Below are 23,964 nucleotides of genomic sequence, written 5' to 3' on the forward strand. Positions count from 1 at the left end.
TGTCGTGCCGTGCCTGTCGATCAGGAGTACGGAAGCCGCAGCACCGACTGGTTGCCGATGCCCAGCGTGGTCGGGTTGTTGCCGATCGCCGACCAGACCTCCACCCGGACCGTGCCGTTGCTCAGCGCGCCCAACGTGCCGGTGGCCGAGGAGAGGCCGGCGCTCTGCGTGTAGTGCTCGTAGCCGGTGACCGGGTCGGTGGCGAAGTAGCGCAGTGTCTCCACCCGTTCCCAACTGCCGTTGCCGGTGAGGTCGTAGGAGATCCGCACCTGTACGCCGTTGCCAACCGCCGTCCCGGCGTCCACGAACAGGTCGAACGCCGTCTGCCCGCCGGCGTAGGCGAGGTTGAGGCCGGTCGCCGTGAAGACCCGGGCGTTGGTGGGCGTACCGTCGTGGTTGCCGTTCGCCGCCGCGACAGTCGTCGTGGCCGCGCTACCGGCGGCGCCCAACCCACCCCCGGGCAGCAGGTACCGCGTCGGGGTGCCCGGGGTCGTCGGCGGGTCGGTCGTCGGCGGGGGGTCCGTCGGCGTCGTCGGGGGGACGCCGCCGGCCGCGTTGCCACCACTCCAGGTGTACGCCCCGGTGGTGGCCGTCTTGCCGGCGCCCACGGTGAGCGTGGTGCCGTTGGAGAACGTCACGGTGATCGGCGTCGCCGTCGGGTTCGACGCCACGTAGGTGCGGGCCCCGTTGCGGGAGAAGACCGCGGACAGCGGATGGTTGCCGGTCACCGTCGTGTCGACATTGCCGAGGGCGGCGAGGTTGCGGATCCAATGGAACGTGTGCGCCCGACTCTCTCCCTCCTCCGGGGTGTAGCCCGGGTTCGCGCGGAGGTTCGCCAGCGCCGCGTCGGGGTCGCCGAGGGCCTGGAACTGCCAGAGGATGTCCTGCCACACCGTCGGTTGCCCGCCGTTGTTGCGGACCAGTTCGGCGTAGTTCGTCCGCACGTACGCCGGGTTGTTGCCGAGATAGAGGTGTCCACCGGTGATCGGCAGCAGGTTGATGCCCTGGATCATCTCCGGCTCGCCACTGAACCAGGTGGCGTACGCGCCGCCGTCACCCCAGACCATGCCGACCGTCGAGTGCCCGAAGGCGGCGGGGAAGTTCTGGTCGCTGACGTCGAACCAGTACTCCTGGATGGCGGCGGCCTGGGTGGTGTAGAGGAAGACGCCGGCGTCGCGGACGGCGGTGTTACCCGTCGTCTGCCCCCACTGGATGAGGGCGCTCGCGAAGTTCATCCCCTCCGACGAGGACTCCTGGTTGTTGCCGGAGCCGAACGAGCCGTGCCCGGACGCCCAGTCGTGCCCGGCGTAGATGTCGAAGTCGCGCAGGTAAGGGAACTGGGTGTCGCCGCGGCGGTAGTTGTTGGCGTCGCGGATCAGCAGGTCGACCATGCCGCCGTAGCGGCTGGTGGCCGCCCAGGCCGGGTCGAACTTCGCCAGCGTCGCGGCGGCGGCGATGTAGTAGCCGTAGTGGAAGTGGTGGTCGTTGAGCTCCTGGTCCGACCCGTACGACGCCGGGTAGCCGATCAGGGTGCCCCAGTTGTTGTCGTAGTAGAAAACCCGGCTGGTCTTGCCGCTGGACGCGGTGAACCAGTCGGTGAGCGTGCTGCGGATCGCGTTCAGCGCGCTGTCGCGCGTCGCGGTGTCGTTGACCTGATCGGCGATCTCGGCGATCCGCGCGGCGCGGCCGAGCCCCTTGCCGGTCCAGTAGGTGTCGTTGCCGCGTTGGTCCATCGGGTTGGCGCGGGCGGCGGCCAGGTGCCCGGTGAGCGTCGACAGGTCACCACCGCTGCCGTCGCCGACGGCCGGCAGTTCCGGCAGGATGCCCTGGAACTTCATGGCGGTGCGGAACTGGTTGACGCCGGCGAGCACCTTCATCCGGCCACGCGCCGACGGGTAGGTCGGCGTGATGGCGGTGGAACCGCTCAGCGACTTCCACTGGTGCGGGTAGAGGCTGACCACGGTCTGCGTGGCGGTGCCCTCCCGGGCGGTCGTGGTGAACGCGTACGTGGTGGTCAGGCCGCTGGTCGCCGGGTTGTACGCGTACGACACCTGGGTGCCGGTCACGTGCGCGTGCGCGTACTGACCGTAGGTCGCGGCCAGCGCGGCGCGCTCGGTCGCGCTGGACGTCGGCGGCAGCAGCGCGACGGAGAAGTAACCCCGACCGGCCAGGGTGGAGGAGATCCGGCCGGACGCGACGGTCCAGCTGGCGCCGCCGGGCGCGTACCCGACGTAGTCGTGGCCGTTGACCCGGAAGCCGATGGTCGCGCCGCTGTTGGACCAGACGTCGGGGGTGCCGGCGGTGCTGATCTGCGCGTTCCCGCCGGTGGTCTGGAAGTACGCGAAGGGCAGACCGTGGCCGATGGTCGCGCGCATGGTGCGCGTGCCGTCGCTCCAGTGCGGGCTGACCGTCCAGTCGGTCCAGCCGTCGACCTTCACCAGTGGTGCGGCGAGCCCGGCCACACCGACCCGGATGTCCTGCACGTACGGGTAGTGGAACTCACCGACGCCGGTGGCGGTGCCGCTGATGGCGGGCGTGGAGTTGGCGGAGAAGCCGAGCCCGTCGCCGAAGGTGTCGTACGAGATCGGGTGGGCGTGCAGCGGCTCACTGAACGAGCAGTCGGTGCGCTTCCACAGCAGCGACGACCACCAGTCGTTGGTGGGGATCGGCCCGGCGGGCGCGTTGGCGGTGGCGAACTGCCGGGGGTTGCTGGACATCGCGCCGCAGCCGCTGGGAAGCGGGCCGACCGGGGTGGTGGTGTAGCTGCCGGCGCCGACGGGTGCGGCCACGGCCGCGGGGGTGACGGGGATGGCGAGGCCGCCGACGACCAGGGCCAGCGCGGTGGCGGCGGCCAGGGCCCATCGGCGGTGGGGGACGGGAGGTTTCATCGTGCCTCCATCGCGCGCGCCGGGTGCGGCCCTTGCCGGGTCCAGCGCTTTGCGTCTGAATTGGGGGGAAGGTCGGGTGAGAGAGCGCTCTCTCGGCCACCGTAATGGAGTACCGAGATCCCCGTCAATGTGTCCAACCCGTTGCGTGCTGATGTCGCTATTTGCCGGCGCCCGCACGGTCGCCCAGCGCTTCGCCCGCACGGTCGCCCGGTGGCTCGCCTTCGTTCAACAGCGCGTGCGGCACGCGCATCCGCCACGCGTCGGTCACCAGCTCGGTCAACCGGTCCAGGTCGACCGCCGCCAGGCGCAGCAGCACCAGGGGCAGGCCTTGGTAGCCGGGCGTGGTGAAGAAGATCTCGGGCTCCCCGAGCAGGAGAGCCTGCTTCTCGGCCTCGTCGCCCACGAACAGCACCGCGACGTCGAGCCGGATCACCCGAGGCTTGCCCGGTGTCCGCTCCGGATAGGACCAGACGAAGCCCTTGTCGGCCACCCGGAAGTCGAAGCCGTCACTGGCGATCTCCACCGCGTGCGGCAGGGCCAACGCCACCCGGCGTACGTCGTCCGCGTCAGCCACCGAATTCCCTCGCACCCCGCACCATCCGCATGGGGCTGAGATTACGCGGTGGACAGCTCGACGGCCGTGGCACCGACGATCGCCCGTTCGCCGTTCTCCTGGACATAGCCGACCACGCTGGCGCGTCGCGGGTCGAGACCCGGTGGTGTCGCCAGCTCCACCTGCCCCCGCTCGGCGTCCAGGCCCACCGACCTGAAGGCGCGTACGACGTTGTCCTGCCGCAGCGTCCGCCCGGCGTTCTCCCCCCGGGCGATGTCGCTGGTCAGCTCCCGTTCCACGACCGCCACGTGCAACACCGCGCGCTGCGGCGGCTGTTCGGTCCGGTAGTCCACCATCACGCGGTCATTGCCCAGGTTGGCGATGGAGAGCGCCAGTGGTGTGGCGGGGGTCGAGGCCATGGCGGACATGATCGCGGCGGCCGCCCGGCGGCGATCGGAACCGACGAACTCGACGGTGCCGTTGACGACCATCTGCGGGGTGTACAGACCTCGGGTGCCGAACGCGCGGGCGTACGACTCCTGCCGCGCGGTGTACGCCGCGTCCGCGAACTGGTCGGGCCAGCCGAGGTCGTCCCAGTAGTCGACGTGGAATCCGAGGGCGAAGACGTTCTGTCCCCGCTCCCGGGCGTCGCGCTCGATCTCGCTCAGCAACTCCTCCGCGGGAGGGCAACTGTTGCAGCCCTGGGACGTGAACATCTCCACGACGGCGAAGCCGCCGTCCGTCGATGGGTTCGTCATGGTGGCGTGTCTCCTCCCACGGTGTGCCCGGCGGCGTCGCGTACTCCCGCTGCCCGGCGGCGTTGCGTTTCCCGTTTCGGCCGAGACAATGCGCGTGGGGTCACGTCCCCGGCCGGCCTCGCAGCGAGCGCTGCCGGGCCGGGTGGTTGGATGGTCGGGTGCAGTTCACCGTGACAGACGCGCCGACGCGGGAGCGTTTCGAGGCGCGCGACGAGGCGGGCGGCGTCGTCGGGTTCGTCACCTACCAGCTGACCGGGCCGATCATCGCCTACACCCACACCGAGGTCGATCCGGCGTACGAGGGCAAGGGTGTCGGGTCGACGCTGGCGCGGGCCGTGCTGGACGACGCGCGGAGCCGCGGCCGGACCGTCGTGCCGATCTGCCCGTTCATCGCCGACTGGGTGGTCAAGCACCCCGAGTACGAGAGCATCGTGGTCCGGTCCACCCGCAAGATCAAATAACCGTGCCCCGGTCGGTGGTGTTGGTGTCAGGCGTCCGGTAGGAGCTTGGCGGCGAGGGTGCCGGCCGTGGCGGTCAGGGTGTCGATGTCCAGCCCCGTCCGCCCCATGAACACCAGGCCCTGCTGCGCGGCGAGCAGGGCGCGCGCCGTCCCGACCGGGTCGACGTCGCGCGGCAGGTCGCCCTCGTCCTGGGCCCGCCCGACGCTCTCGGCGACCAGGGCGGTCGTCGCCTCGTAGGTGCGCCGCGCCTCGGCGAGGACGTCGGGGTCGCTGGTGGCGAGTTCGTAGGTGCTGTTGGCCATGAGGCAGCCGCGCCGGGCGGCGGCACCACCCGGGTCGTTCACCGGCGCCATGACGAACGCGCGCAGCGCGTCCAGGGCGCGGGGAGCGGAGGTGAGCATCTCGCGCAGGTAGCCGCCGCTGGTGTCGGTGTATTCCCGCAGCGCCCGCAGGAACAGCCGGTGTTTGTCGCCGAAGGCGCCGTAGAGGCTGCCCTTGCCCAGCCCGCTGACGCGCACCAGGTCCTCCAGTGAGGTCGCCGCGTAGCCGGCGTCCCAGAACTGGTCCCGGACGGCGCGGATCACCTGCTCCTCGTCGAACTGCCGTGGTCTGGCCATCTGACCAGCGTAGCAATTTTTGACCGTTCGGTCCACCAAACGCATGGTGGACCGAACGATCCATAATCAGACCAGCGGGGGACAAGCCCGCGGCCTCGTACATCACCGGCGTCGTGCTTGACTCCGACGGCGGGTACACCGCCCGAGCCCTGCCCTCCGCAGCCCCGTCGGGAGACCACAACGATGACAGCCTCCACCTTCCGTGCCCTGCACCACGACCGCGCCGCCGGTGACCCGCTCGTCCTGCCAGGCCCCTGGGACGCGGCCAGCGCCCGGGTGCTCGCCGACGCCGGTTACCCGGCGCTCGCGACCCCGAGCGCGGGTGTCGCCGCCTCGCTCGGCTACGAGGACGGCGAGACCCCGCCGGACGAGATGTTCGCGGCGGTCGCGCGCATCGTCCGCGCCGTGTCCGTTCCGGTGTCCGCCGACGTCGAGGGCGGTTACGGCCTCGCCCCCCGCGAGCTGGTCGGACGGCTGTTGGAGGCCGGCGCCATCGGCTGCAACCTGGAGGACTCGGAGGGGGACGCCACCCTCAAGGACCCCCGGCGGCACGCCGACTGGCTGGCCGAGGTGCGCGCGGAGGCGGGCGACGCTCTCTTCATCAACGCCCGCGTCGACACCTTCCTGTTCGGAACGGGTGACCCGGCCGACGCGGTGGAACGCGCCCGCCTGTACGTGGCCGCCGGCGCCGACTGCGTCTACCCGATCCTGGCGCCGCCGCAGGTGCTCCCGCAGCTGCGGGAGGGCATCTCCGGACCGATCAACATGGCCGCCGGACCGGACCGGGAGTCCGTGGCCGAGCTGGGCCGGCAGGGCGCCACACGCATCACCTTCGGTCCAGGAATGCAGCGGTACGCGATGGCGTCGATCGGCGACCTCGCGGCCAAGCTGCGCGCCTGAGCCTGGGCGCCGCCCCGGTGGCATCCGCCGCACCCGACACCAATGCCGAATCGATCACTCGGCGCGGTGGGCGTCGGAGGAGTTTCGGCAGCTACGGCCGAGCCCCCGGCGTGCCGTCGCGGTGGACGGCTGCCGGGGGCTCGTTTACAGGCGGTCAGGCCTGGTTGCCGCTCGGCAGCACCGCTGCCATCTCGCCGCCGGCGCCGGCGAGCACGCGTGCCTGCTGCGGCCAACTGGCCAGCCCAGGTGCGGCGCGCAGGCCGGCGGCCCGGATCAGGTCGCGCAGCGCCGGCTCGTCCAACTCGCCGAGCTGGCCGTACGTCCGCACGCCAGCGTCCTGCAACGCGGCCGCCATCTTCGGCCCGATCCCCTGGATCCGACGGAAGTCGTCGGCCGGGCCCGTCGGGTCGGCGTCGACGCTGCTGATCGCCGTGTCAGCGGCCGAACGGACCGGAGGGGTCGCGGCGGTGGTCGGACGGACCGGAGGCGCGGCCACCGTCGACCGCTCGGCGCCCGCAGGCTCGGCGTTCACGGAGTCGGCCTGCGCCGGCTCGGCATCGGACGGTCCTGCGCTCGCCACCGCCTCTGCCGGCGTGGTGTCGACCGGCGTGGTGTCGAGCGGCGTCGTGTCGAGCGGTGCCGCGCCGACCGGCGGGAGGTCGTCCGCGGGCTGGCGGGGAGCGACCACGGTCGCCGGGACGAGCTGGTCGTCGACAGTGACCGGCTCGGGGGCCGAGTCCAGGGCCGGCTCCTGCCGCAGCTCAGCGGCGCCGGACTGCTCGGTGGCCGGTACGGTCGGCGGGTCCTCGGTCAGCGCCATGTCCGCCGGGTCGACGCTGCTCGGAGCGTCCGCCGGCACGGGCACCGGGGTGGGACCGTCCGGTTCGGTCAGCGCGGCTGGCGCGCTGACCGTGTCGACCGGCACCGGCTCGTCGGCGACCGCGGTGGGTGCCGGGTCGACGGCGGCCGCAGGCCGGGCCTCGTCGGTGGTGGCAGCCGGCGTGGGCGTGGTGATCACGGCCAGACCGGCGACGGGGTCACCATCCACAATCGAATTGCCCGATACGCCCCGTCGGCCGCGCAGCAGCCACCCGGCGGCCAAGCCCAGCAACAGTGCCAGTACCACTATCAGCGAGTGTCCGAAAGACCACGCCACGGCGAACCTCCCTCTCAGGTCGTTGGAAAAGTCACGAGAAAAACTCGCCGCAGCTTCGCACACGCGCATTGCCGACGACAGGCAGGACCGGCCGTCAGCGTTACGGGTGGGACAGCCACCTCAGCCGGTGCCTGCCGGGTGACACAGCGTCGCCCGAAAACCCGAAACCGACCCGAGAAGACCGGTACCCAGATGACACCGGTACCCAGATGACACCGGTACCGGGTGAGGTCCGGACACGAAAAGACCCGGGCCCGGCGTGGAACGCCGAGCCCGGGTCGGACGATGCGGAGTTCAGTCCCGGTCGCCCTCGTAGGTGTGGAAGTCGTCGACGAACCGGCGACGGAGCCGTGGCACCCGGCTGGTCACTCCGAAGTAGCCGCGCGCGCCGAGCAACGCGAGCCGACCCACCACCGGCCGGTACATCCGGTCGTCACCGCTGGTGCCGCTGCGGTTCAGCGATTCGGCGACCCGGGCGAAGCCGTACGGCGCCATCACGGCCTCGTAGTCGGCGACTGCCTGGAGCAGCGTCTTGTCACCGGCGGTGGCGCGGCTGAGCTGTCCGCAGAGCAGACGGGCGTCACGCAGCGCGGTGTTCGCGCCCACGCCCCGACCCGGGGTCATGGTGTGGATGGCGTCGCCGAGCATGGTGACGGTGCTGCTCTTCCAGGGCGGCACCGGCTCGGACGTGGACACTTTGATCGGTAGGGCGCTGGCCGGGTCCGCGTGGGCGAGCAGTTCCCGTAGGTGCGGGTGCCAGTTCGCGGTGAGATCCAGGGCGACCTGCACCAGATCCTCACCGCGGCGTTCCATGATGTCGGTCGGGAACCGGTTGGCCGCGCTCCAGATGATCAGGTTGATGTTGTCGGTGGTGGTGTCGTGGGCCAGCCCGGGCCAGTCTCGGAGCAGGGCGGCGTCGGGCTCGCTGACGCCGGGCTTGATCGCGCGTTCGGCGTCCCACTTGAACTCCATGACGTGCAGCACGCCCATCATCCCGCCGACGCCGAAGATCAGCGAGATGCCCTGCTGGACCCGCTCCGAAACGAGACCGCGGGTGTGCGGGGTCAGCGGGATCCGGGTGGCGATGTTGATCGTCCCGGCGTCGCGGGTGACGGCGTGCGGCAGGTACTGGCGGCGTACGGCGGAATGGGTGCCGTCGGCCGCCACCAGCAGGTCGCCGGTGGCGCTGGTGCCGTCGGCGAAGTGCGCGGTGACTGTGCCGTCGTCGCGCTGCTCGTACCGGGTGAAGGTCTTGTCGAAGTGCACCACGTCCTCCAGGCCGGTCAGCAGCACCTGGCGCAGCACCATCCGGGCCACCGAGTGTTCGGTGCGTACCGGGTCGGCGCTCGGCCGCAGCGCGAACGACGCGGTCTGGCGGAGTCCCTGGGTGACGACGTTGAAGTAGTGCGGCGGCCGGGCGCAGGTGGCCAGGAAGGTGGCGAACAGCTCCGGAGGCAGACACTCCCGCAGCGCCCGGCTACCGGTGGGGCCGATGCCGACCCGGTAGCCGAGCAGCCCCTCGGCGCGGTCGCGGTGCCGTTCGTAGACGGCGACGCTGATCCCGGCGCGGCGCAGGCCGTGGGCCAGGCACAGCCCGCCCGTGCCCGCGCCGATGATCAGGACGTGCGGCGGCGCGGCGGACATGTCAGCCGGCCGGGTGCGCGGCGGGCGCCTCGGAAACGGCCGGGCGCGCAGCGGGCGCCTCGGTGCTGGCCGGGCGCGCCGCGGGCACGTCGGTGCCGGCCGGGCGTGGAGCGGGCGCGTCGGGCGCGTCCCAGCGGTAGAAGCAGCCGGCGATCGCGTCCCGGGGGGAACGCCAGGTCGGCAGGTACGGCGACGTGTGCGCGGAGAGCCGCTCGTTGACCTGTCGGAAGAGCGGGTGGTTGCGGGCCGCCGCGAGCGCGTCCGGGTCGACGTCGTCCGAGGTCTCCAGCAGGTGTACGCACAGGTCGTGCAGGCAGTAGAGGGATCGGTGCGTGACACCGGTCAGGCTGGGCAGTTCGGTGGCGTCGGATTCGGCGAAGATCTGCGCGACCCGCCCCTCCGCTCCCGGGATGATCCGGCTGACGATCAGTAGACGACTCATGGGACCCCTTCCGCCGGTGGCCTTCCGACCCCTCGGGGATCGGTGCCACGTGCTCCGTGCGCCCACCGTGCCGCAGCGCCTGTCACATCACCGTCACGTACGCCGACCGGGCGGTGACGGGCGCCGTCGTCAGGTACGCCGAGCGGCGGGTGACGGGCGGTCGGTGATGGCCTCGCGGCTGGCCTGGCGGATCGGGGCGAGGGTGTCGTCGAGCAGGGCGCTCATGGCAGGGCTCGGCTCCAGCCGCAGCTCCCGACGCAACAGGTCCCGGTAGACGTAGAAGGCGTGCACGGCTTCGAAGGCGTTGCCCTCGGCCAGGTGGATGCGGACCACCAGTCGGTGTGGTGTCTCCCGTAACGGCTCGGCGGCCATCGCCTCCAACGCGGCCTCGAGGGCCTCGCCGTGCCGTCCCGCGGCCAGGTGGTGCCCGGCCACCTGTTCCAGCATGTGTAGGCGGAGTTGGCGCAGGCGTTCCCGGTCCAGCAGCACCCAGTCGTCGTACCAGCCGGGCAGGAGGTCGTGCCGCCCGGCGGCGAGCGCACCGGCCGCGGTGCGTGGGTCGTCGCCGTCCCGGACCCGGGCCGCGGTGCCGACCAGGTCGTCCACGTCGAGCCGGACCGCCGGGCCGAGGCGTACGGTGTCGCTGGCCACTGTCATCGGGCAGCACGGGTCCTGTCGCAGCCGCCACAGGGCGGTACGCAGTGAGGACAGCGCCCGTTCCTCCGACGCGTCGGGCCAGAGCAGCCCGGCGAGCTGGCTGCGGGTGGCGCCGGGGCGGAGCCCGATCAGCGCGATCACCCGTTGCAGCCCGCGCGGCACCACGACCGGCACCGCCTCCCGGAGGAGTCGGAAGCCGCCGAGCAGATGCAGTGAGACGCCCTTCTCGGGCGGGTCTCCGGCGGTCGGCACGGACGGATCAGCGGCCACGGCGGCACCCCCTGCGGAACGCTCGTCCCGACTGTCTGCTGTGTCCCGGATCGGTTGCCTCGACGCCACTGTCGACCCCGCCGATCACGGCGTGGCCGGGCGCGGCCCCGCCCGCCGAGGCCGCCGAACTGACCACGCTGAAGATTATCAATAACGGTCACGTTGCGTCAATGTCAGCGTGGACCTTCTATTGCCGACAGTCAACCCGAGATCGGTTCTGAACTGCATAAACATTAGCGCGTGAAGTGGACCGGACGCATAGCTGATACACAGGTTGCGTCAACGCAGCGTCACCATCATCCGTCGCTGACCGACCCGGCGCGGTGACGCCGCCGTGACGAGGATCGGCGCATCGTGGCGGCAGTCGTCCAGCGCGTCCGGGGGCCACCCGTCGCCGGCCGGACGCTGTGGGGGGAGGCCCAGTATGGACCGATCGCTGATCGTCGCGAAGGTCGATCCGACCGCCGAGGAGCGGGTCGCCGAGATCTTCGCCGAGTCGGACGCGACGGAGCTGCCGCGCCTGGTCGGTGTCCGGCACCGCTCGCTGTACCGACTACACGACCTCTACGTGCACCTGCTCGAGACCGCGCAGCCGGCGGAGGGCGCGGTGGAGGCAGCTCGTGACCACCCCGAGTTCATCCGGGTCAGTGACCGCCTACGCCCGTACGTGTCGCCGTACCTGTCGACCTGGCGCTCGCCGCGCGACGCGATGGCGCGGTGCTTCTACCGGTTCGACGCCCCGGACACCGGGCGGCGGTCGTGACGGCCACCGCGCCGCGCGAGGAGCAGCTCTGGTCCCGCTGCGCCGGCTGCGCCAGCCTGCTCTACCGCAAACGGCTGCGCCGCAACCTCGACGTCTGCCCGGAATGCGGGGAGCATGCCCGACTCGGCGCGCCGGAACGCCTGCGCCAACTGGTCGACCCGGGTTCGCTGTGCCTGCTGCCCGACCGGTTGCCGGAGGCGGACCCGCTCGACTTCGTCGACGTGCTGCCGTACCCGCACCGGCTCACCGGCGCGCGGGCCAGCACCGGTCTTGCCGAGGGGGTCGTCTGCGCCACTGCCACCATCGGTGGGCACCCGGTGGTCCTGGCGGTGATGGACTTCCGCTTCCTCGGGGGCAGCCTGGGCTGCGCGGTGGGCGAGCTGATCACCCGGGCGGCCGAACGGGCACTGGACGACCGCACGCCGCTCGTCCTGATCACCGCCTCCGGCGGGGCGCGGATGCAGGAGGGCGCGCTGTCGTTGATGCAGATGGCGACCGTCAGTCAGGCCATCGCCGCGTTGCGCGAGGCGGGGCTGCTCACCGTGAGCGTCCTCACCGACCCGACGTACGGCGGGGTGGCCGCCTCGTTCGCCACCAACACCGACCTGGTGCTCGCCGAGAGTGGTGCGCGGATGGGCTTCGCCGGCCCTCGGGTGATCCGCCAGATCACCGGACGGGCCCTGCCGGAGGGCTTCCAGACCGCCGACTTCCTGCTCCGACACGGGCAGGTCGACATGGTGGTGCAGCGCCGGTCACTGCGCGGACGGCTGACGGCGCTGCTCGCCGCGACCCGCGTCGGCCGTCCGGCGCGTTCGCCCGTACCCCGGCAGGAGCCGGCGTCGCACCGCGAGCGCCTCGCCGACGACGGCGCGGCCCTGGCGCGGCCGACGGACCCGGCGGCCGAGGGGGACGCCGGCACCCCGGCGGTACGCGACGCGTGGGACACCGTCCGGATGGCGCGGCACCCCGGGCGGCCCACCACACTGGACTACCTGGACTCGGTCTTCGACGGGTTCGTGGAGCTGCACGGCGATCGGCTCGGCGCGGACTGCCCGGCCGTCGTGGGTGGGGTGGCGCGGTTGGCCGGTCGGCACGTGATGGTCATCGGTCACCAGAAGGGGCACACCACCGCCGAGCTGGTCGCCCGCAACTTCGGCATGGCCAGCCCCGCCGGGCACCGCAAGGCGCTGCGGCTCATGCGCCTCGCGGCCCGCCTCGGCCTGCCAGTGGTCACCCTGGTGGACACCCCCGGCGCCGACCCCGGGGTGAGCGCCGAGGAGCAGGGCCAGGCGGCGGCCATCGCCGAGAACATCCTCACCCTCACCGTGCTGCCCACCCCCGTGCTCGCGGTCATCACCGGCGAGGGCGGCAGCGGCGGCGCGCTGGCGCTGGCGGTGGCCGACCGGGTGCTGATGCTGGAGAACGCCGTCTACTCGGTGATAAGCCCCGAGGGGTGTGCGGCGATCCTCTGGCCGGACCGGTCCGCGGCCCCGCAGGCGGCTCGCGCGTTGCGGCTGACCGCGCCCGACCTGCGCCGGCTCGGGGTGGTCGACGAGGTCGTGTCGGAGCCGTCGAGTGCCGCGCACGACGACCCGGCGGAGACCGCCCACCGCCTGCGTGCGGCCCTGCTGGCCAACCTTCTGCCGCTGCTGGACGTGCCGCCGGCCATGCTGGTCCGCCTGCGTCGGCAACGCTTCCGACGGTTCGGCGCGAACCGCGTCGGCGCTCGCGCGGGCCTGCGATGACCGCCGGCGAAGGGGCGCTGTCGACAGTCGACGCGTCCGACGACGTCGGGGTGGACGGCGAGGAGGCGCTGGCCGGGCTGCGGCGGCAGGCGCAGCACCTGATCGCCGAGCTGGCCGGGCCGGTGCGGCGGATCCGGCTGCGCAGCGGGCCGGCGGTGCTGGAGGTCGAGTGGCACCCCGAGGACGCGACCCGACCGGACGTACCGCTACCGCGCGCCGAGGCGGCACCGGCGGCCGACGCCCCACCTGCGGTGCTCCGGCCGCCGGTGCCTGGGCGCGCCGCGGTGCGGGCACCGATCGTCGGCACCTTCTACCGGGCGCCGGAGCCCGGCGCGCGGCCGTTCGTCGCGGTGGGCGACCTGGTCCGCCCCGGCCAGCCGGTGGCCATCGTCGAGGCGATGAAGCTGATGAACGAGGTGACCGCCGACCGGGCCGGCCGGGTGGCCGCGATCCTCCTCGAGGACGGCCAGCCGGTCGAGTACGACCAGCCGCTCGTCGAACTGGACCCGGCGTGACGGCGCGGGGTGGTTGACCATGTTCGAGACCGTGCTGATCGCCAACCGGGGCGAGATCGCGCTGCGGGTGCTGCGCGCCTGCAAGGAGCTCGGCGTGCGAACGGCCGTGGTCTACTCCGCCGCCGACGCCGACTCGGCGGTGGTCCGCCTCGCCGACCAGGCCGTCCGAATCGGACCGGCGTCGAGTCGGCGCAGCTACCTCAACGCCGCGGCCATCGTGGAGGCGGCCCGGCAGGTGGGGGCGCAGGCCGTGCACCCCGGCTACGGCTTCCTCTCCGAGGACGCCGACTTCGCCGAGATCTGCGCCGACAACGGGCTGACGTTCATCGGCCCGCCACCGGCGGTGATGGCCGCGCTGGCCGACAAGTCCTCGGCCCGGGCACTGATGAGCCGTGCCGGCCTGCCGCTGTCGCCGGGCAGTGTCGCGCCGGTGCCGACCGCCGCCGCAGCGGCCGAGGTGGCCGACGCTGTCGGCTACCCGGTGATCGTGAAGGCCGCCGCCGGTGGCGGGGGCCGGGGGATGACAGTGGTGCACACCCCGGGCGAGCTGCGCCGCGCGTACACCCGGACCCGGGCCGCCGCGCAGGCCGCCTTCGGCGACGACCGGGTGTACGTCGAGCGGTACCTCACCGAGGCGCGCCATGTCGAGGTGCAGGTGCTCTGCGACGCCCACGGCAACGGGATCCACCTGGGCACCCGGGACTGCTCGGTGCAGCGCCGGCACCAGAAACTGGTCGAGGAGGCGCCCGCCCCGGCGCTGCCCGCCGCCGTTCTCGACACCATCGCCGAGACCGCCCTGCGGGGTGCGCTCCAGGTCGGTTTCGTCGGCGCCGGCACGCTGGAGTTCCTGGTCGACGCCGAGGAGAAGTTCCACTTCCTGGAGATCAACTGCCGGATCCAGGTGGAGCATCCGGTGACCGAGATGGTCACCGGCATCGACCTGGTGCACGAGCAACTTCACATCGCCGCCGGGGTGCCGCTGCGGTGGCGGCAGGAGGAGATCCGTCTGCACGGCGTCGCTGTGGAGTGCCGGGTCAACACCGAGGACCCCGCGCGCGGCTTCGCCCCCACCCCCGGCCGGTTGGAGCGGTTCACCCCACCCGGCGGCCCGTTCACCCGGGTGGACACCCACGCCAGCGCCGGTTACCTGGTCGGCCCCTGGTACGACTCGCTGCTCGCCAAGGTGATCGTCTGGGCGCCCGACCGGGAGTTGGCCCTCAACCGGCTGGAACGTGCCCTGGACGAGTTCGACATCGCCGGTCCGGGCGTGCGCACCACCATCCCGTTCGTCCGCCGGGTGCTCGACGACGCCGCATTCCGCAAGGGCCGCTACACCACCGGCCTGGTCGACCGCCTGCTCGCCGCGCCCGCGCCCGCGCCGGGGCCGACGGCCACTCCCGCACCGCGCACCGCGCCCGCCGCAGATCCCGACGCAACCCACAGGAGGACCCGATGACCGTCACCCATGGTCGCCCGATGACCGCCGAGATCACCGACATCCTGGTGGCGCACTGCGGGCTGGACGCCGACGCCGCGGCCCGGGCGCCCGCCGCGTCGCTGGAGGAGCTGGGCATGGACTCGCTCGCCCTGCTGGAACTGTCGGCTGTCGTCGCCGACCGCTGGCAGGTGGCCATCCCCGAGCAGGCCGGGCAGTTGAGCATCCCGGCGGTGGCCGACCTGGTCGCCCGCCGCGCCGACCCACCCGGGCACACCGAGAACAGCGTGGTCATCGACGCGCCGCTGGGGCTGGTCTGGGAGGTCACCAACGACGTGGCGAACTGGACCGAGCTGTTCACCGAGTACGCAGTGGTGGAGATCCTGCACCGCGAGGGGCACACGGTGCGGTTCCGCCTCACCATGTACCCCGACGAGAACGGGGTGTCCTGGAGCTGGGTCAGCGAGCGCACCGCCGACCCGGTGAGCAGGCAGGTCCGGGCGCACCGGGTGGAGACCGGGCCGTTCGAGCACATGCGCATCCACTGGCGCTACACCGAGGAGGCCGGTGGCACCCGGATGACCTGGACGCAGGACTTCGCGATGAAGCCGACCGCGCCGGTCGACAACGCCGCGATGACCGAGCGGATCAACACCAACAGCGTGATCCAACTCGCGGTGATCAAGGACCGGGTGGAGCGGATCGCCTGGCAGCGTGCCGACCAGGGCAGCCCGACCGCCAGCGACGCACCGACCGGAGCCGACGATGAGTGACCTGAGCACCCGCCCGATCGCCGCCCGGGACGTACCCGCCGACCGCCGGCGCGGCGGTGAGCTGCGGGTGCTGCTCGGCCCCCGCACCGTCGGCAGCACCTCGGGTTTCCTCGGGGTGGCAACGCTCGAGCCGGGGGAGCGGATCGCCGAGCACTACCACCCGTACAGCGAGGAGTTCCTGTACCTGGTGCGGGGCGCGATCACCGTCGACCTGGACGACCAGCCGACGCTGCTGGCCGCCGGTGAGGGGCTGTTCGTACCGGTGAACGTGCGGCACCGGCTGCGCAACACCGGCGTCGAACCGGCCGAGGTGGTCTTCCACCTGGGCCCGCTCGCCCCCCGGCCCGAACTGGGCCACGTCGACACCGAACTGGTCGAGCAGCGGGGCGGGTCATGACCGGGCGCCGCACGGTGGTGACCGGGATCGGGGTGGTCGCCCCGGGCGGCGCCAGCCGGGACCGCTTCTGGAAGACCATCACCGAGGGGCGGACCGCCACCCGGCGGATCAGTTTCTTCGACCCGTCGGCGTTCCGGTCGCAGATCGCGGCGGAGTGCGACTTCGACCCGGTCGCGGCGGGGCTCAGCGAGGCCGAGCGACGCCGGGCCGACCGGTACGTGCAGTTCGCGCTGGCCTGCTCCGCGGAGGCGGTGGCCGACGCCCAGTTGGTGCTCACCGACGCGGAACGGGACCGGGCCGGGGTGGTGCTGGGCACGGCGGTGGGCGGCACGATGGCGTTGGAGCAGGAGTACGTCACAGTGAGCGAGCACGGCCGACGGTGGCTGGTGGACGGGAACCGCGGTGGCCCGTACCTCTATCAGGCGCTGGTGCCCAGCAGCCTCGCGGCGGACGTGGCCTGCCGGCACGGGCTGCACGGCCCGGCCCAGGTGGTGTCCACCGGCTGCACCTCCGGCATCGACGCCATCGGGTACGCCCACCAGATGATCGTGGACGGTGAGGCGGACGTGATGCTGGCCGGCGCGTCCGACTCGCCGATCTCGCCGGTCACTGTCGCCTCGTTCGACGCGATCAAGGCGACCAGCCCGGACAACGACGACCCGGAGCACGCCTCCCGCCCGTTCGACGCCGACCGGCACGGGTTCGTGCTGGCCGAGGGCGGGGCGGTGCTGGTGCTGGAGGAGGCCGGACACGCCCGGCGGCGGGGAGCGCACATCTACTGCGAGGTTGCCGGCTACGCCAGCCGCAGCAACGGCTTCCACATGACCGGGCTGCGGCCGGACGGGCTGGAGATGGGCCTCGCCGTCACCGACGCGCTCCGGCAGGGCCGGATCCTGCCCGAGCAGGTCTCCTACATCAGCGCGCACGGCTCGGGCACCCGGCAGAACGACCGGCACGAGACGGCCGCGTTCAAGCGGGCGCTGGGCCAGGCCGCGTACGGGATACCGATCAGCTCGATCAAGTCGATGGTCGGGCATTCGCTCGGCGCGATCGGGTCGATCGAGATGGCGGCGTGCGCCCTCGCCATCGAGTTCGGTGTGGTGCCACCGACGGCGAACTGGAGCACCAGGGACCCGGAGTGCGACCTGGACTACGTACCCAATGAGGCACGGGAGGTCCCGGTGGACGTGGCCCTCTCGGTCGGCAGCGGGTTCGGCGGGTTCCAGTCGGCGATGGTCTTCCGTCGGATGCTCGGCGCGGTGGCGGCGTGAGCGCCCCGTCGCACAGTGGCGGCGCGACGGCCCGGGCGGTGGTGACCGGCATCGGGGTGGTCGCACCGAGCGGCATCGGCGCGGACGCGCACTGGCGCACGGTCCTCGCCGGCACCCGCCGGACCGGGCCGATCACGTTGTTCGACCCGGCCGGCTATCCGACCCGCTTCGGCGGGGAGGTGCCCGGCTTCACCGCCGACTCCTACGCCGACAGTCGCCAGTTGGTGCAGACCGACCGCTGGACGCACCTCGGCTTCGCCGCCACCCGGCTGGCGCTGGCCGACGCCGGTCTGCCCGACCGGGCCCCCGACCCGTACGGATACGCGGTGACCCTGGCCAGCTCGTCCGGGGGAAACCTGTTCGGCCAGCGGGAACTGCAACGGCTGTGGGGCGGCACGTCGCGGACGGTCGGGGCGTACCAGTCGATCGCCTGGTTCTACGCGGCCAGCGTCGGGCAGCTCTCCATCCACCACCAGTTCAAGGGCCCGAGCGGGGTGCTGGTCGCGGAGTCGGCCGGCGGGCTGGACAGTTTGGCGCACGCCGCCCGCGCGGTGCGCCGGGGCACCCCGGTCGTGATCGCCGGGGCCACCGAGTGCCCGTTGAGCCCGTACGCGCTGGCCTGCCAGCTGCGCTCGGGGCTGCTCAGTGACGTGGCCGACCCGGAGCGGGCGTACCGGCCGTTCGACGCCACGGCCAGCGGTTACCTGCCGGCCGAGGGTGGAGCGGTGTTCGTGGTGGAGGAGTTGGGGCACGCCCTGGCGCGGGGTGCCCGGGTCTACGGCGAGGTGAGCGGGTGGGGCTCCACCCACGACGCCGCGCACACCACGGCGGAGAGCAGCGGCGACCCGGCCCAGTACGCGCGGGCGATGCGGCTGGCCCTGGACCGGGCGGGCGTCGCCGCCGCAGGAATCGACGTGGTGCTGCCGGACGCTCTCGGCGTGCCCCGCTACGACCGCAGCGAGGCCGAGGCGCTACGGGCCGTGTTCGCCGACCGGCCGCCCCCGGTTACCACGCAGAAACCGCTGACCGGTCGGGCGTACCAGGGCGGCTCGGCGTTGGACGTGGCCACCGCGTTGCTCGCCTTCGCCCACGACACGTTGCCCGCGTCGGCGGGACCGGACGAGGTGGCCGAGGGCTGCGAGCTGGACTTCCTGCGCGAGCACCGCCGACCGCGAAGCCGTCTCGCCCTGATCTGCGCACGAGGCTTCGACGGGTTCAACAGCGCGCTGGTCCTGCGCGGGGCCGCGCCGACGATAGGAGAGGCGTCATGAGCGACAAACGGGCCCGGGTGGTCTTTCTGGTACGGGTGCCGGTGCCGCGCACCGAGCAGTTCCTCGCCGCGTACGAGAAGGTGCGGCACCTGGTCGCCGGCGGCGTGCCGGGGCACCTGGTCGACCAGGTGTGCCGGTCGTCGACCGATCCGGAGCAATGGTTGATCACCAGTGAGTGGGCGAGCCTGGCCGACTTCGAGGACTGGGAGCACAGCCCGGAGCACCGGGAGTTGGTGCGCCCGATGCGGGAGTGCTTCACCGACGCCCGTTCGCTGCGCTTCCACATCCACGCCCAGACCCCGGCCCTGGCCTGAGGTCCGCGCTCGCCCCGCTTTCCGCGATCTTGCTCTTACTGTCGCGACATGGGGGGGGCATTTAACGCATTTAAACCACCGAAAGTGCAAGATCGCCGCGGTGGCCCTGCATCCGCAGGGTCGGTGAGGCGTGCGTACGGATGAGGTGGTGAGAATCGTCAGCGAACGCCGTACCGCATGGCGACGCTCGATCATGCTCGGGGCACGACCGCTCCGTCTGGCCACGCGGTACGGCACTCGCTGCTACCTCAGCGATCAGCTGTTGTTCTGGATCCAGGGTGCTTCCTCGATGGTGGAGGGGGTGCATATGTTGTCACCGGGGGATCGACGACAGGTCTGAAAGCGAATTCGGCTGCCCTTGTCGCCGTAGTTATTGTTGCTGGCGGACTCGTAATAGTCCTTGTTGCACCTGCCCCAGCTCGGGGAGCTCAAATTGTTGTTGCACTCGCCGTGACGATATGGCCGCCACGTGGAGCCGTCCTTGAGCCAGTTCTCCCAGTAGATGAAGGTTTGGCTTCCATCGGCGAAGCTGTCCTGGATACGCCAGACGTCGCCGTACCTGGTGAAGCAGCCCTTGGCGGTCATGACCCATCCGACGCTCGGAACGAGCGCCCAGCTCTCCGAACAGGACTCGCCGCCTGACTCGTAGGTGAAGGTAGAGATGTCGTCCTCGAACGACTTCGCGAAATCTGCGGCCAGGGCGGGACCCTGTCCGCCCAGCAGAATGGCGAGGACTACCGCCGTAATGGCAAATGCTCTCTTCACGTGCACCTCCGCCTCATCGTTTGCGCTAACTCGTCGCGAACTCACTCATCATCGGTAGGGGCGGTCATCCCGGCAACGATTCCGAACGATTCCGAACGGGCCCGAACGGTCCCGAACGCGCGTTCGCGTCTGCCGACGAGAACCCCGTTACCCCCGGGAGCGCAAACGGACGGCACACGCCGCCCGGCACGTTTGAGCGTCAGGCGGCCCTGGTGCGGGATCGGCCCCAATGGTGCTGGCGTCCGCTGCGGACGGGCCGGCCACGGCTCAAGGCCGCCTGACCGCTCAGGCCCGGTGAACGTTCATGGACAACGCACTAGCGCCCGAGAGTCGTCGGGCTCGGCCGACAACGGCGACGCCATCGGCCGTCCGGCTGGCACCGCGCGACGGTTGTACGAGGGGTCATGTCTCGGTGACGCTCTGCCAAGTCGCCCGCCCGATCCTGTCCGCCGAACGGGCTGTGGGCAATCCGGCTGGCCGCTGCTTTTGATCCATCCATTCGCATCTAGCAATGGTCCTGCGGGCGTCGTATGGTTCCCCGCAGCACCCCGACAGGCGTACGTGATGGGCGGATTCGCCCTCTTTCATGCTGGGCGGTGAACGGCAGCGATGGCAGAAGATCCTACGGCGACCGACCCCGGCTGGGTGGACGAAGTCCTCTTCGCCGGCCACCCGACCGACGTTTGTCTCCGTCTGCCCGAGCCCGTCGACCGGGCCACCCTGCACCGGTTGGTCACCGCCGCGCAGGACCGGTTGACCGCCGCCGGACTGCGCCCCGGTGGTGCCGCGGCGCTGCGGCTGCCGCCGTCGCTGGCGTACGTGGTGAACCTGCTGGCCACCTGGCGCTGCGGGGGGCAGGCGATCCTGCTCGACCACCGACTCACCGACCACGAGGTGGACCTGGCGCTGGCCCGGTTGACCCCGCAGGTCGTGGTCGCTCCGGTGCGCACCGGTGGCGGCGCGCTGAAGATCTTCGTCGACGTCACCGAGGGCGTCACCCGGTACGCCGACCGTCCCGCGGTCAGCGGCCACGCCGTGATCCAGCTCAGCTCCGGCTCCACCGGCCCGTCCAAGGTGATCGGCCGCACCGCCGCCGACCTGGTCGCCGAGGTGCACCGCTACACCCGGATCGACGGGGTGGCGCTGCCCGGCGAGCGGATCATCCTGCTGCCCTCGATGGTGCACGTGCTCGGCCTGGTCGGTGGCCTGCTCTACGGGCTGCACGCCGGGGTGGAGCTGGTGCCGCCGGAGCGGCTCAGCGGCGACGCCGTGCTGGCCGCGATCAGCGCCGGCAGCACACCGGCCACCGTCCTCGGTGTGCCGTTCCACATCGGACTGCTCGCCTCCACCCGCCCGACCGGTCCACTGCCGCAGTTGCGGCGGATGACCACCGGGGGTGAGCTGGTCCCGGCCGCCGTCGCGCGGGCGTTCACCGACCGGTACGGGGTGCCGCTGGGCAACATGTACGGGATGACCGAGGTCGGGGTGATCGGCACCGACCTGTACGGGTCGCACCGACCGTCGATCTCCCCCGTGCCCGGAATCGAGGTCCGCGAGTCCGGCGGTGAGCTGTGGGTGTCCTGCCCGGCGTCGCCGTACGTCGGCCTGAGCGACCCGACCCGCTGGTCCGACGGCTGGCTGCACACCCGCGACGCCGGCACCGTCGATGAGGACACCGGCCTGGTCACGGTGCGCGGTCGACTCGACTCGCAGGTCTCCGTCGGCGGGATGAAGGTCGACCTGACCGAGGTGGAGGCCACCGTCGCCGAGCTGACCGGGGTGGCCGCCGCCGTGGTGGTCTGGGACGACGGCATCACCGCGTACGTCCAACCCGACGGCCCGCTGTCGGAGGAGACGCTGGACAAGCTGCTCGCCGAGCGGTTGGCCGGCTACAAACGGCCCCGGGCATTGCACCTGCTCGATCAGTTGCCCCGTACCACCACCGGCAAGCTGGTCCGCTCGACCGACGCGCTGCGCTCGGCGGTCACCCGATGACCGGGCCGCTGCACCACCTCGACGTCGACCTGCGCGCTCGCCCGCGCGGCGACCGCCAGGACGAGGCCCTCGCCCAGCCGCGGGTGACCGACCCGCAGGTGCTCGACGCCGGGCACCGGCCGCAACGGCAGCCCCGGCGGCGGCATCAGCCGGTGCAGCCCGCCGTCACGCAACCCCCGCCCGAGCGCCTTGCCGACCGCCTCCTTCGCGGTCCACAGCCGCAGGAAGTCCACCGTCCGGCCGGCCTCGGGTCGATCGCCCAACCAGGCCAGCTCGCCGGGCGGGAACCAGCGGCGGGCCAGCGCGAGCGCCGGCAGCGGGCGGATCCGCTCCACGTCCACACCGACCGCGCCGGCCCGACGGGCCGCGATCACCACCAGTCCGGCGGTGCGGCTGACGCTGACCGCCAACTCGACCGACCCGGCCACCTCGTCGACCCGCACGACCGGCCGTCCCTCGCGGTCGTGCGTCAGCACCACCTCGCTGTCCGCGCGACCGAGCAGCAGAGCACCCGCCCGCCGCACCAGCACAGCGGCCGGATCCGGCTGACCGCCGGTGTCCCGGCCGACCCACACGTAGACGGTGTCGCGACCGGACACCGTCAGCTGAGCCACGCAGAGAGGGTATCCATGAGAGCCGAGGTCCGTGCCTTCGTCGTCGAGCAGCTCGCCGACATGAACTACGACGTCGAGGGGCTCGACGACGACACCACGCTCGGCCCGTCCGGCGTCGACCTGGAGTCTCTCGCCCTGGCCGACCTGTCCGTCCGGGTCGAGGACCGGTATGGCCTGACGTTCGCCGACGACGAGTCGGAGCAGCTGGCCCTCATGACGGTCGGCGAGTTCACCACAATGGTCGCCAGTCGCGTCACCGAGGCGACGAGCGACAAAGCCTGATGAGCGGTCAGCCCGATCTGGGGCGAGCTGACCTGATGACCATGCTCGCCGAACTCACCGCGAAACCGGCTGCCGAGGTGTCCGACCGGATCGGCTCGATGGAGCTTGCCTGGCTGGTGCACCTCGTCGAGCAGCGCTACGAATGCCGGCTCGACCTCACCGACGACGAACTGGCCGGCATCCGCACCGTCGACGACGCCCTGGTGGTGTTCCGGGCGTCGCTGACCGCCTCCGCTGATGGTTGAGGCGCGCGTCGCCCAGCTCACCGGTGTGTACGCGGTCAGCGCCCTGGGGCGGGGCGCCGACGCGCAGCTCGCCGGTGTGCTGGCCGGGGTGCCGGCGTTCGGACCGGTGGGCCGATTCGACACCGCCGCCCGCCGGGTCACCGTGGCGGCGACGCTGCCCGAGGTCGGCACACTCCCCGACGAGTTGGCCGCCGCTATCGACGCGGCCTGTCGGGCGGCCGGCCTGGACCGCGCGCAGCGCACCGGGTGCGCCCTGCTGCTCGCCGTACATGGCGGCCCAGTCTCGGGCCCGGCGCCGGCCGTGCTGGCCGCTCAGCTCGCGGCTCGATGTGGGCTCTCGGGTCACACCCGGGTCTACACCAGCGCCTGCGTGTCGGCGAGCACGGCGGTGGCCGACGCCGCCGCCCGGATCACCCGGGGTGACGTCGAGCGGGTGGTGGTCGCGGCCGGCTACCTGGTGGAGTCGGACCAGTTCGCGCTCTTCGACGCCGGCCGCGCCCTCGCGGTCGACGGGGCGGTCCGCCCGTTCAGCGCCGGCCGCCGCGGGTTGCTGCTGGGTGACGGCGTGGCCGCGGTGGTGCTGGAGTCGAGCACCGTCCGACGACGCGGTGTCGATCCGGTGGCCACAGTGGCCGGTTGGGGACGGGCCGGTGACGCGTTCCATCCCTGCCAGCCGGAGCCCGGTGGCACCGGGCTGGCCCGCGCGGTCGACGCGGCGCTGCGCCGGGCCGGGCTGCCACCGCAGTCCGTCGGCTATGTCAACGCCAACGCCACCGGTACCGCCCAGAGCGACGCCGCCGAGGCGGCCGCCCTGCGGCGGGCTCTCGGCGGGCATGGCGCCCGGGTCCCGGTCAGCTCGACCAAGTCGGTGCACGGGCACGCGCTGGAGGCGTCCGGGTTGCTCGAAGTGGTGGTCACAGTGCTCGCGCTGCGCCACGGCGTAGTGCCGGTCAACGCCGGCTGGCTGGCGCCCGACGACTCCTGCCCCCTGAACGTGGTCAAGGACCGCCCCCAAAAGACGGAAGCCACCCACGCCCTGACCCTCAACGCCGCCTTCGGCGGCGCCAACACCGCTCTCCTGGTCGGCGTCGGATGACCGCCCCCCACTCCCCGCGATCTTGCACTTTCTGCCCCGACGATTCCGACCAAGCACACGAAACGACGACCGAAACCGCAAGATCGGCGGGGGAGAGGGCCGGGGAGAGGGCCGGGGAGAGGGCCGGGGAGAGGGGC

24 protein-coding genes and 1 pseudogene are annotated in these 23,964 nt (G+C 72.2%); 15 read left to right on the top strand and 10 right to left on the bottom strand.

The genetic code is table 11. The features are described from left to right. Nucleotides 1-20: 20 nt before the first annotated feature. The 3 genes from KBX08_RS06885 to KBX08_RS06895 form a co-directional block, all read right to left on the bottom strand. A complete protein-coding gene (locus KBX08_RS06885; protein WP_210781741.1) occupies nt 21-2,888 on the bottom strand; it encodes a glycosyl hydrolase in 2,868 nt (955 codons plus the stop codon). Nucleotides 2,889-3,045: 157 nt separating this feature from the next. Further along, nucleotides 3,046-3,462 (bottom strand): MmcQ/YjbR family DNA-binding protein, encoded by a 417-nt coding sequence (locus KBX08_RS06890; protein ID WP_210781742.1) that lies wholly within the window; start codon nt 3,460-3,462, stop codon nt 3,046-3,048. A 41-nt stretch (nt 3,463-3,503) separates the two neighbouring features. Continuing rightward, on the bottom strand, nt 3,504-4,199 hold the full coding sequence (locus KBX08_RS06895) for a thioredoxin family protein (RefSeq protein ID WP_210781743.1): 696 nt from the start codon (nt 4,197-4,199) through the stop codon (nt 3,504-3,506). 158 nt (nt 4,200-4,357) lie between these two features. Here KBX08_RS06895 and KBX08_RS06900 point away from each other — a divergent pair, with 158 nt between their 5' ends. Next, nucleotides 4,358-4,660: a GNAT family N-acetyltransferase gene (locus KBX08_RS06900; protein WP_210781744.1), complete on the top strand. Its 303-nt coding sequence runs from the start codon at nt 4,358-4,360 to the stop codon at nt 4,658-4,660. Nucleotides 4,661-4,686: 26 nt separating this feature from the next. Here KBX08_RS06900 and KBX08_RS06905 read toward each other — a convergent pair whose 3' ends face one another. After that, complete coding sequence (locus tag KBX08_RS06905; RefSeq protein WP_210781745.1) at nt 4,687-5,277, bottom strand: TetR/AcrR family transcriptional regulator; 591 nt, start codon at nt 5,275-5,277, stop codon at nt 4,687-4,689. Between the two features lie 183 nt (nt 5,278-5,460). Between KBX08_RS06905 and KBX08_RS06910 the strand changes: the two genes are divergently transcribed. After that, a complete protein-coding gene (locus KBX08_RS06910) occupies nt 5,461-6,177 on the top strand; it encodes an isocitrate lyase/phosphoenolpyruvate mutase family protein (RefSeq protein WP_210781746.1) in 717 nt (238 codons plus the stop codon). Between the two features lie 154 nt (nt 6,178-6,331). Here the strand turns inward: KBX08_RS06910 and KBX08_RS06915 are convergent, their stop codons facing one another. The 4 genes and pseudogenes from KBX08_RS06915 to KBX08_RS06930 form a co-directional block, all read right to left on the bottom strand. Further along, nucleotides 6,332-7,333, bottom strand: a complete 1,002-nt coding sequence (locus KBX08_RS06915; RefSeq protein ID WP_210781747.1) for a hypothetical protein — start codon at nt 7,331-7,333, stop codon at nt 6,332-6,334. A 294-nt stretch (nt 7,334-7,627) separates the two neighbouring features. Then, the gene (locus tag KBX08_RS06920; RefSeq protein WP_210781748.1) at nt 7,628-8,977 is read right to left on the bottom strand and encodes an NAD(P)/FAD-dependent oxidoreductase; all 1,350 of its coding nucleotides are present in this window, start codon (nt 8,975-8,977) and stop codon (nt 7,628-7,630) included. Nucleotides 8,978-9,071: 94 nt separating this feature from the next. Then, nucleotides 9,072-9,419: pseudogene (locus KBX08_RS06925) on the bottom strand (TcmI family type II polyketide cyclase); the annotation flags it as partial. 129 nt (nt 9,420-9,548) lie between these two features. Continuing rightward, a complete protein-coding gene (locus KBX08_RS06930; RefSeq protein ID WP_210781749.1) occupies nt 9,549-10,346 on the bottom strand; it encodes a BTAD domain-containing putative transcriptional regulator in 798 nt (265 codons plus the stop codon). 424 nt (nt 10,347-10,770) lie between these two features. On the opposite strand from KBX08_RS06930, the gene KBX08_RS06935 reads away from it, so the two are divergent. From KBX08_RS06935 to KBX08_RS06975, 9 genes are read left to right on the top strand one after another with little or no spacing between them, the layout of a single operon-like run. Then, entirely contained in the window at nt 10,771-11,109 is a 339-nt protein-coding gene (locus tag KBX08_RS06935; RefSeq protein WP_091408771.1) for a TcmI family type II polyketide cyclase, read from the top strand. Next, nucleotides 11,106-12,854, top strand: coding sequence for an acetyl-CoA carboxylase carboxyltransferase subunit alpha (locus tag KBX08_RS06940; RefSeq protein WP_210781750.1), 1,749 nt, complete (start codon nt 11,106-11,108; stop codon nt 12,852-12,854). Before KBX08_RS06935 ends, KBX08_RS06940 begins: the two co-directional genes overlap by 4 nt. Next, nucleotides 12,851-13,369, top strand: a complete 519-nt coding sequence (locus KBX08_RS06945) for a biotin/lipoyl-containing protein (RefSeq protein ID WP_210781751.1) — start codon at nt 12,851-12,853, stop codon at nt 13,367-13,369. The genes KBX08_RS06940 and KBX08_RS06945 overlap by 4 nt, the downstream gene beginning before the upstream one ends. Nucleotides 13,370-13,388: 19 nt before the next feature. Beyond that, nucleotides 13,389-14,825 carry an acetyl/propionyl/methylcrotonyl-CoA carboxylase subunit alpha gene (locus KBX08_RS06950; protein ID WP_210781752.1) on the top strand — a complete coding sequence of 479 codons (1,437 nt, stop codon included), beginning with the start codon at nt 13,389-13,391 and terminating at the stop codon, nt 14,823-14,825. Then, nucleotides 14,822-15,577, top strand: a complete 756-nt coding sequence (locus tag KBX08_RS06955) for an SRPBCC family protein (RefSeq protein WP_210781753.1) — start codon at nt 14,822-14,824, stop codon at nt 15,575-15,577. The genes KBX08_RS06950 and KBX08_RS06955 overlap by 4 nt, the downstream gene beginning before the upstream one ends. Further along, complete coding sequence (locus KBX08_RS06960) at nt 15,570-15,974, top strand: cupin domain-containing protein (RefSeq protein ID WP_112587250.1); 405 nt, start codon at nt 15,570-15,572, stop codon at nt 15,972-15,974. The genes KBX08_RS06955 and KBX08_RS06960 overlap by 8 nt, the downstream gene beginning before the upstream one ends. Beyond that, nucleotides 15,971-17,245 carry a beta-ketoacyl synthase gene (locus KBX08_RS06965; RefSeq protein ID WP_210781754.1) on the top strand — a complete coding sequence of 425 codons (1,275 nt, stop codon included), beginning with the start codon at nt 15,971-15,973 and terminating at the stop codon, nt 17,243-17,245. Before KBX08_RS06960 ends, KBX08_RS06965 begins: the two co-directional genes overlap by 4 nt. Further along, nucleotides 17,242-18,516, top strand: a complete 1,275-nt coding sequence (locus KBX08_RS06970; protein ID WP_210781755.1) for a beta-ketoacyl synthase N-terminal-like domain-containing protein — start codon at nt 17,242-17,244, stop codon at nt 18,514-18,516. The genes KBX08_RS06965 and KBX08_RS06970 overlap by 4 nt, the downstream gene beginning before the upstream one ends. Next, entirely contained in the window at nt 18,513-18,830 is a 318-nt protein-coding gene (locus KBX08_RS06975) for an antibiotic biosynthesis monooxygenase (RefSeq protein ID WP_210781756.1), read from the top strand. The genes KBX08_RS06970 and KBX08_RS06975 overlap by 4 nt, the downstream gene beginning before the upstream one ends. Before the next feature lie 255 nt (nt 18,831-19,085). Here KBX08_RS06975 and KBX08_RS06980 read toward each other — a convergent pair whose 3' ends face one another. Further along, nucleotides 19,086-19,595, bottom strand: a complete 510-nt coding sequence (locus KBX08_RS06980; RefSeq protein WP_210781757.1) for a hypothetical protein — start codon at nt 19,593-19,595, stop codon at nt 19,086-19,088. Between the two features lie 609 nt (nt 19,596-20,204). Here KBX08_RS06980 and KBX08_RS06985 point away from each other — a divergent pair. Beyond that, nucleotides 20,205-21,590 carry a class I adenylate-forming enzyme family protein gene (locus KBX08_RS06985; protein WP_210781758.1) on the top strand — a complete coding sequence of 462 codons (1,386 nt, stop codon included), beginning with the start codon at nt 20,205-20,207 and terminating at the stop codon, nt 21,588-21,590. On the opposite strand, the gene KBX08_RS06990 is transcribed toward KBX08_RS06985, so the two are convergent. Next, the gene (locus KBX08_RS06990) at nt 21,518-22,204 is read right to left on the bottom strand and encodes a 4'-phosphopantetheinyl transferase superfamily protein (RefSeq protein ID WP_238688865.1); all 687 of its coding nucleotides are present in this window, start codon (nt 22,202-22,204) and stop codon (nt 21,518-21,520) included. The genes KBX08_RS06985 and KBX08_RS06990 overlap by 73 nt on opposite strands. 15 nt (nt 22,205-22,219) lie before the next feature. Between KBX08_RS06990 and KBX08_RS06995 the strand changes: the two genes are divergently transcribed. From KBX08_RS06995 to KBX08_RS07005, 3 genes are read left to right on the top strand one after another with little or no spacing between them, the layout of a single operon-like run. Next, a complete protein-coding gene (locus KBX08_RS06995) occupies nt 22,220-22,486 on the top strand; it encodes an acyl carrier protein (protein ID WP_210781759.1) in 267 nt (88 codons plus the stop codon). Beyond that, complete coding sequence (locus tag KBX08_RS07000) at nt 22,486-22,731, top strand: acyl carrier protein (RefSeq protein ID WP_210781760.1); 246 nt, start codon at nt 22,486-22,488, stop codon at nt 22,729-22,731. Before KBX08_RS06995 ends, KBX08_RS07000 begins: the two co-directional genes overlap by 1 nt. After that, entirely contained in the window at nt 22,724-23,827 is a 1,104-nt protein-coding gene (locus KBX08_RS07005) for a beta-ketoacyl synthase N-terminal-like domain-containing protein (protein ID WP_210781761.1), read from the top strand. Before KBX08_RS07000 ends, KBX08_RS07005 begins: the two co-directional genes overlap by 8 nt. Nucleotides 23,828-23,964: the final 137 nt, after the last annotated feature.

The organism is Micromonospora sp. H61, assembly GCF_018070325.1.
Classification (GTDB): Bacteria; Actinomycetota; Actinomycetes; order Mycobacteriales; family Micromonosporaceae; genus Micromonospora; species Micromonospora salmantinae.

Coding starts and splice junctions, on each gene's coding strand:
- KBX08_RS06885 (WP_210781741.1), bottom strand. CDS start 2,888: ATGAAACCTCCCGTCCCCCACCGCCGATGGGCCCTGGCCGCCGCCACC.
- KBX08_RS06895 (WP_210781743.1), bottom strand. CDS start 4,199: ATGACGAACCCATCGACGGACGGCGGCTTCGCCGTCGTGGAGATGTTC.
- KBX08_RS06905 (WP_210781745.1), bottom strand. CDS start 5,277: ATGGCCAGACCACGGCAGTTCGACGAGGAGCAGGTGATCCGCGCCGTC.
- KBX08_RS06910 (WP_210781746.1), top strand. CDS start 5,461: ATGACAGCCTCCACCTTCCGTGCCCTGCACCACGACCGCGCCGCCGGT.
- KBX08_RS06920 (WP_210781748.1), bottom strand. CDS start 8,977: ATGTCCGCCGCGCCGCCGCACGTCCTGATCATCGGCGCGGGCACGGGC.
- KBX08_RS06935 (WP_091408771.1), top strand. CDS start 10,771: ATGGACCGATCGCTGATCGTCGCGAAGGTCGATCCGACCGCCGAGGAG.
- KBX08_RS06945 (WP_210781751.1), top strand. CDS start 12,851: ATGACCGCCGGCGAAGGGGCGCTGTCGACAGTCGACGCGTCCGACGAC.
- KBX08_RS06950 (WP_210781752.1), top strand. CDS start 13,389: ATGTTCGAGACCGTGCTGATCGCCAACCGGGGCGAGATCGCGCTGCGG.
- KBX08_RS06955 (WP_210781753.1), top strand. CDS start 14,822: ATGACCGTCACCCATGGTCGCCCGATGACCGCCGAGATCACCGACATC.
- KBX08_RS06960 (WP_112587250.1), top strand. CDS start 15,570: ATGAGTGACCTGAGCACCCGCCCGATCGCCGCCCGGGACGTACCCGCC.
- KBX08_RS06965 (WP_210781754.1), top strand. CDS start 15,971: ATGACCGGGCGCCGCACGGTGGTGACCGGGATCGGGGTGGTCGCCCCG.
- KBX08_RS06975 (WP_210781756.1), top strand. CDS start 18,513: ATGAGCGACAAACGGGCCCGGGTGGTCTTTCTGGTACGGGTGCCGGTG.
- KBX08_RS06985 (WP_210781758.1), top strand. CDS start 20,205: ATGGCAGAAGATCCTACGGCGACCGACCCCGGCTGGGTGGACGAAGTC.
- KBX08_RS06995 (WP_210781759.1), top strand. CDS start 22,220: ATGAGAGCCGAGGTCCGTGCCTTCGTCGTCGAGCAGCTCGCCGACATG.
- KBX08_RS07000 (WP_210781760.1), top strand. CDS start 22,486: ATGAGCGGTCAGCCCGATCTGGGGCGAGCTGACCTGATGACCATGCTC.
- KBX08_RS07005 (WP_210781761.1), top strand. CDS start 22,724: ATGGTTGAGGCGCGCGTCGCCCAGCTCACCGGTGTGTACGCGGTCAGC.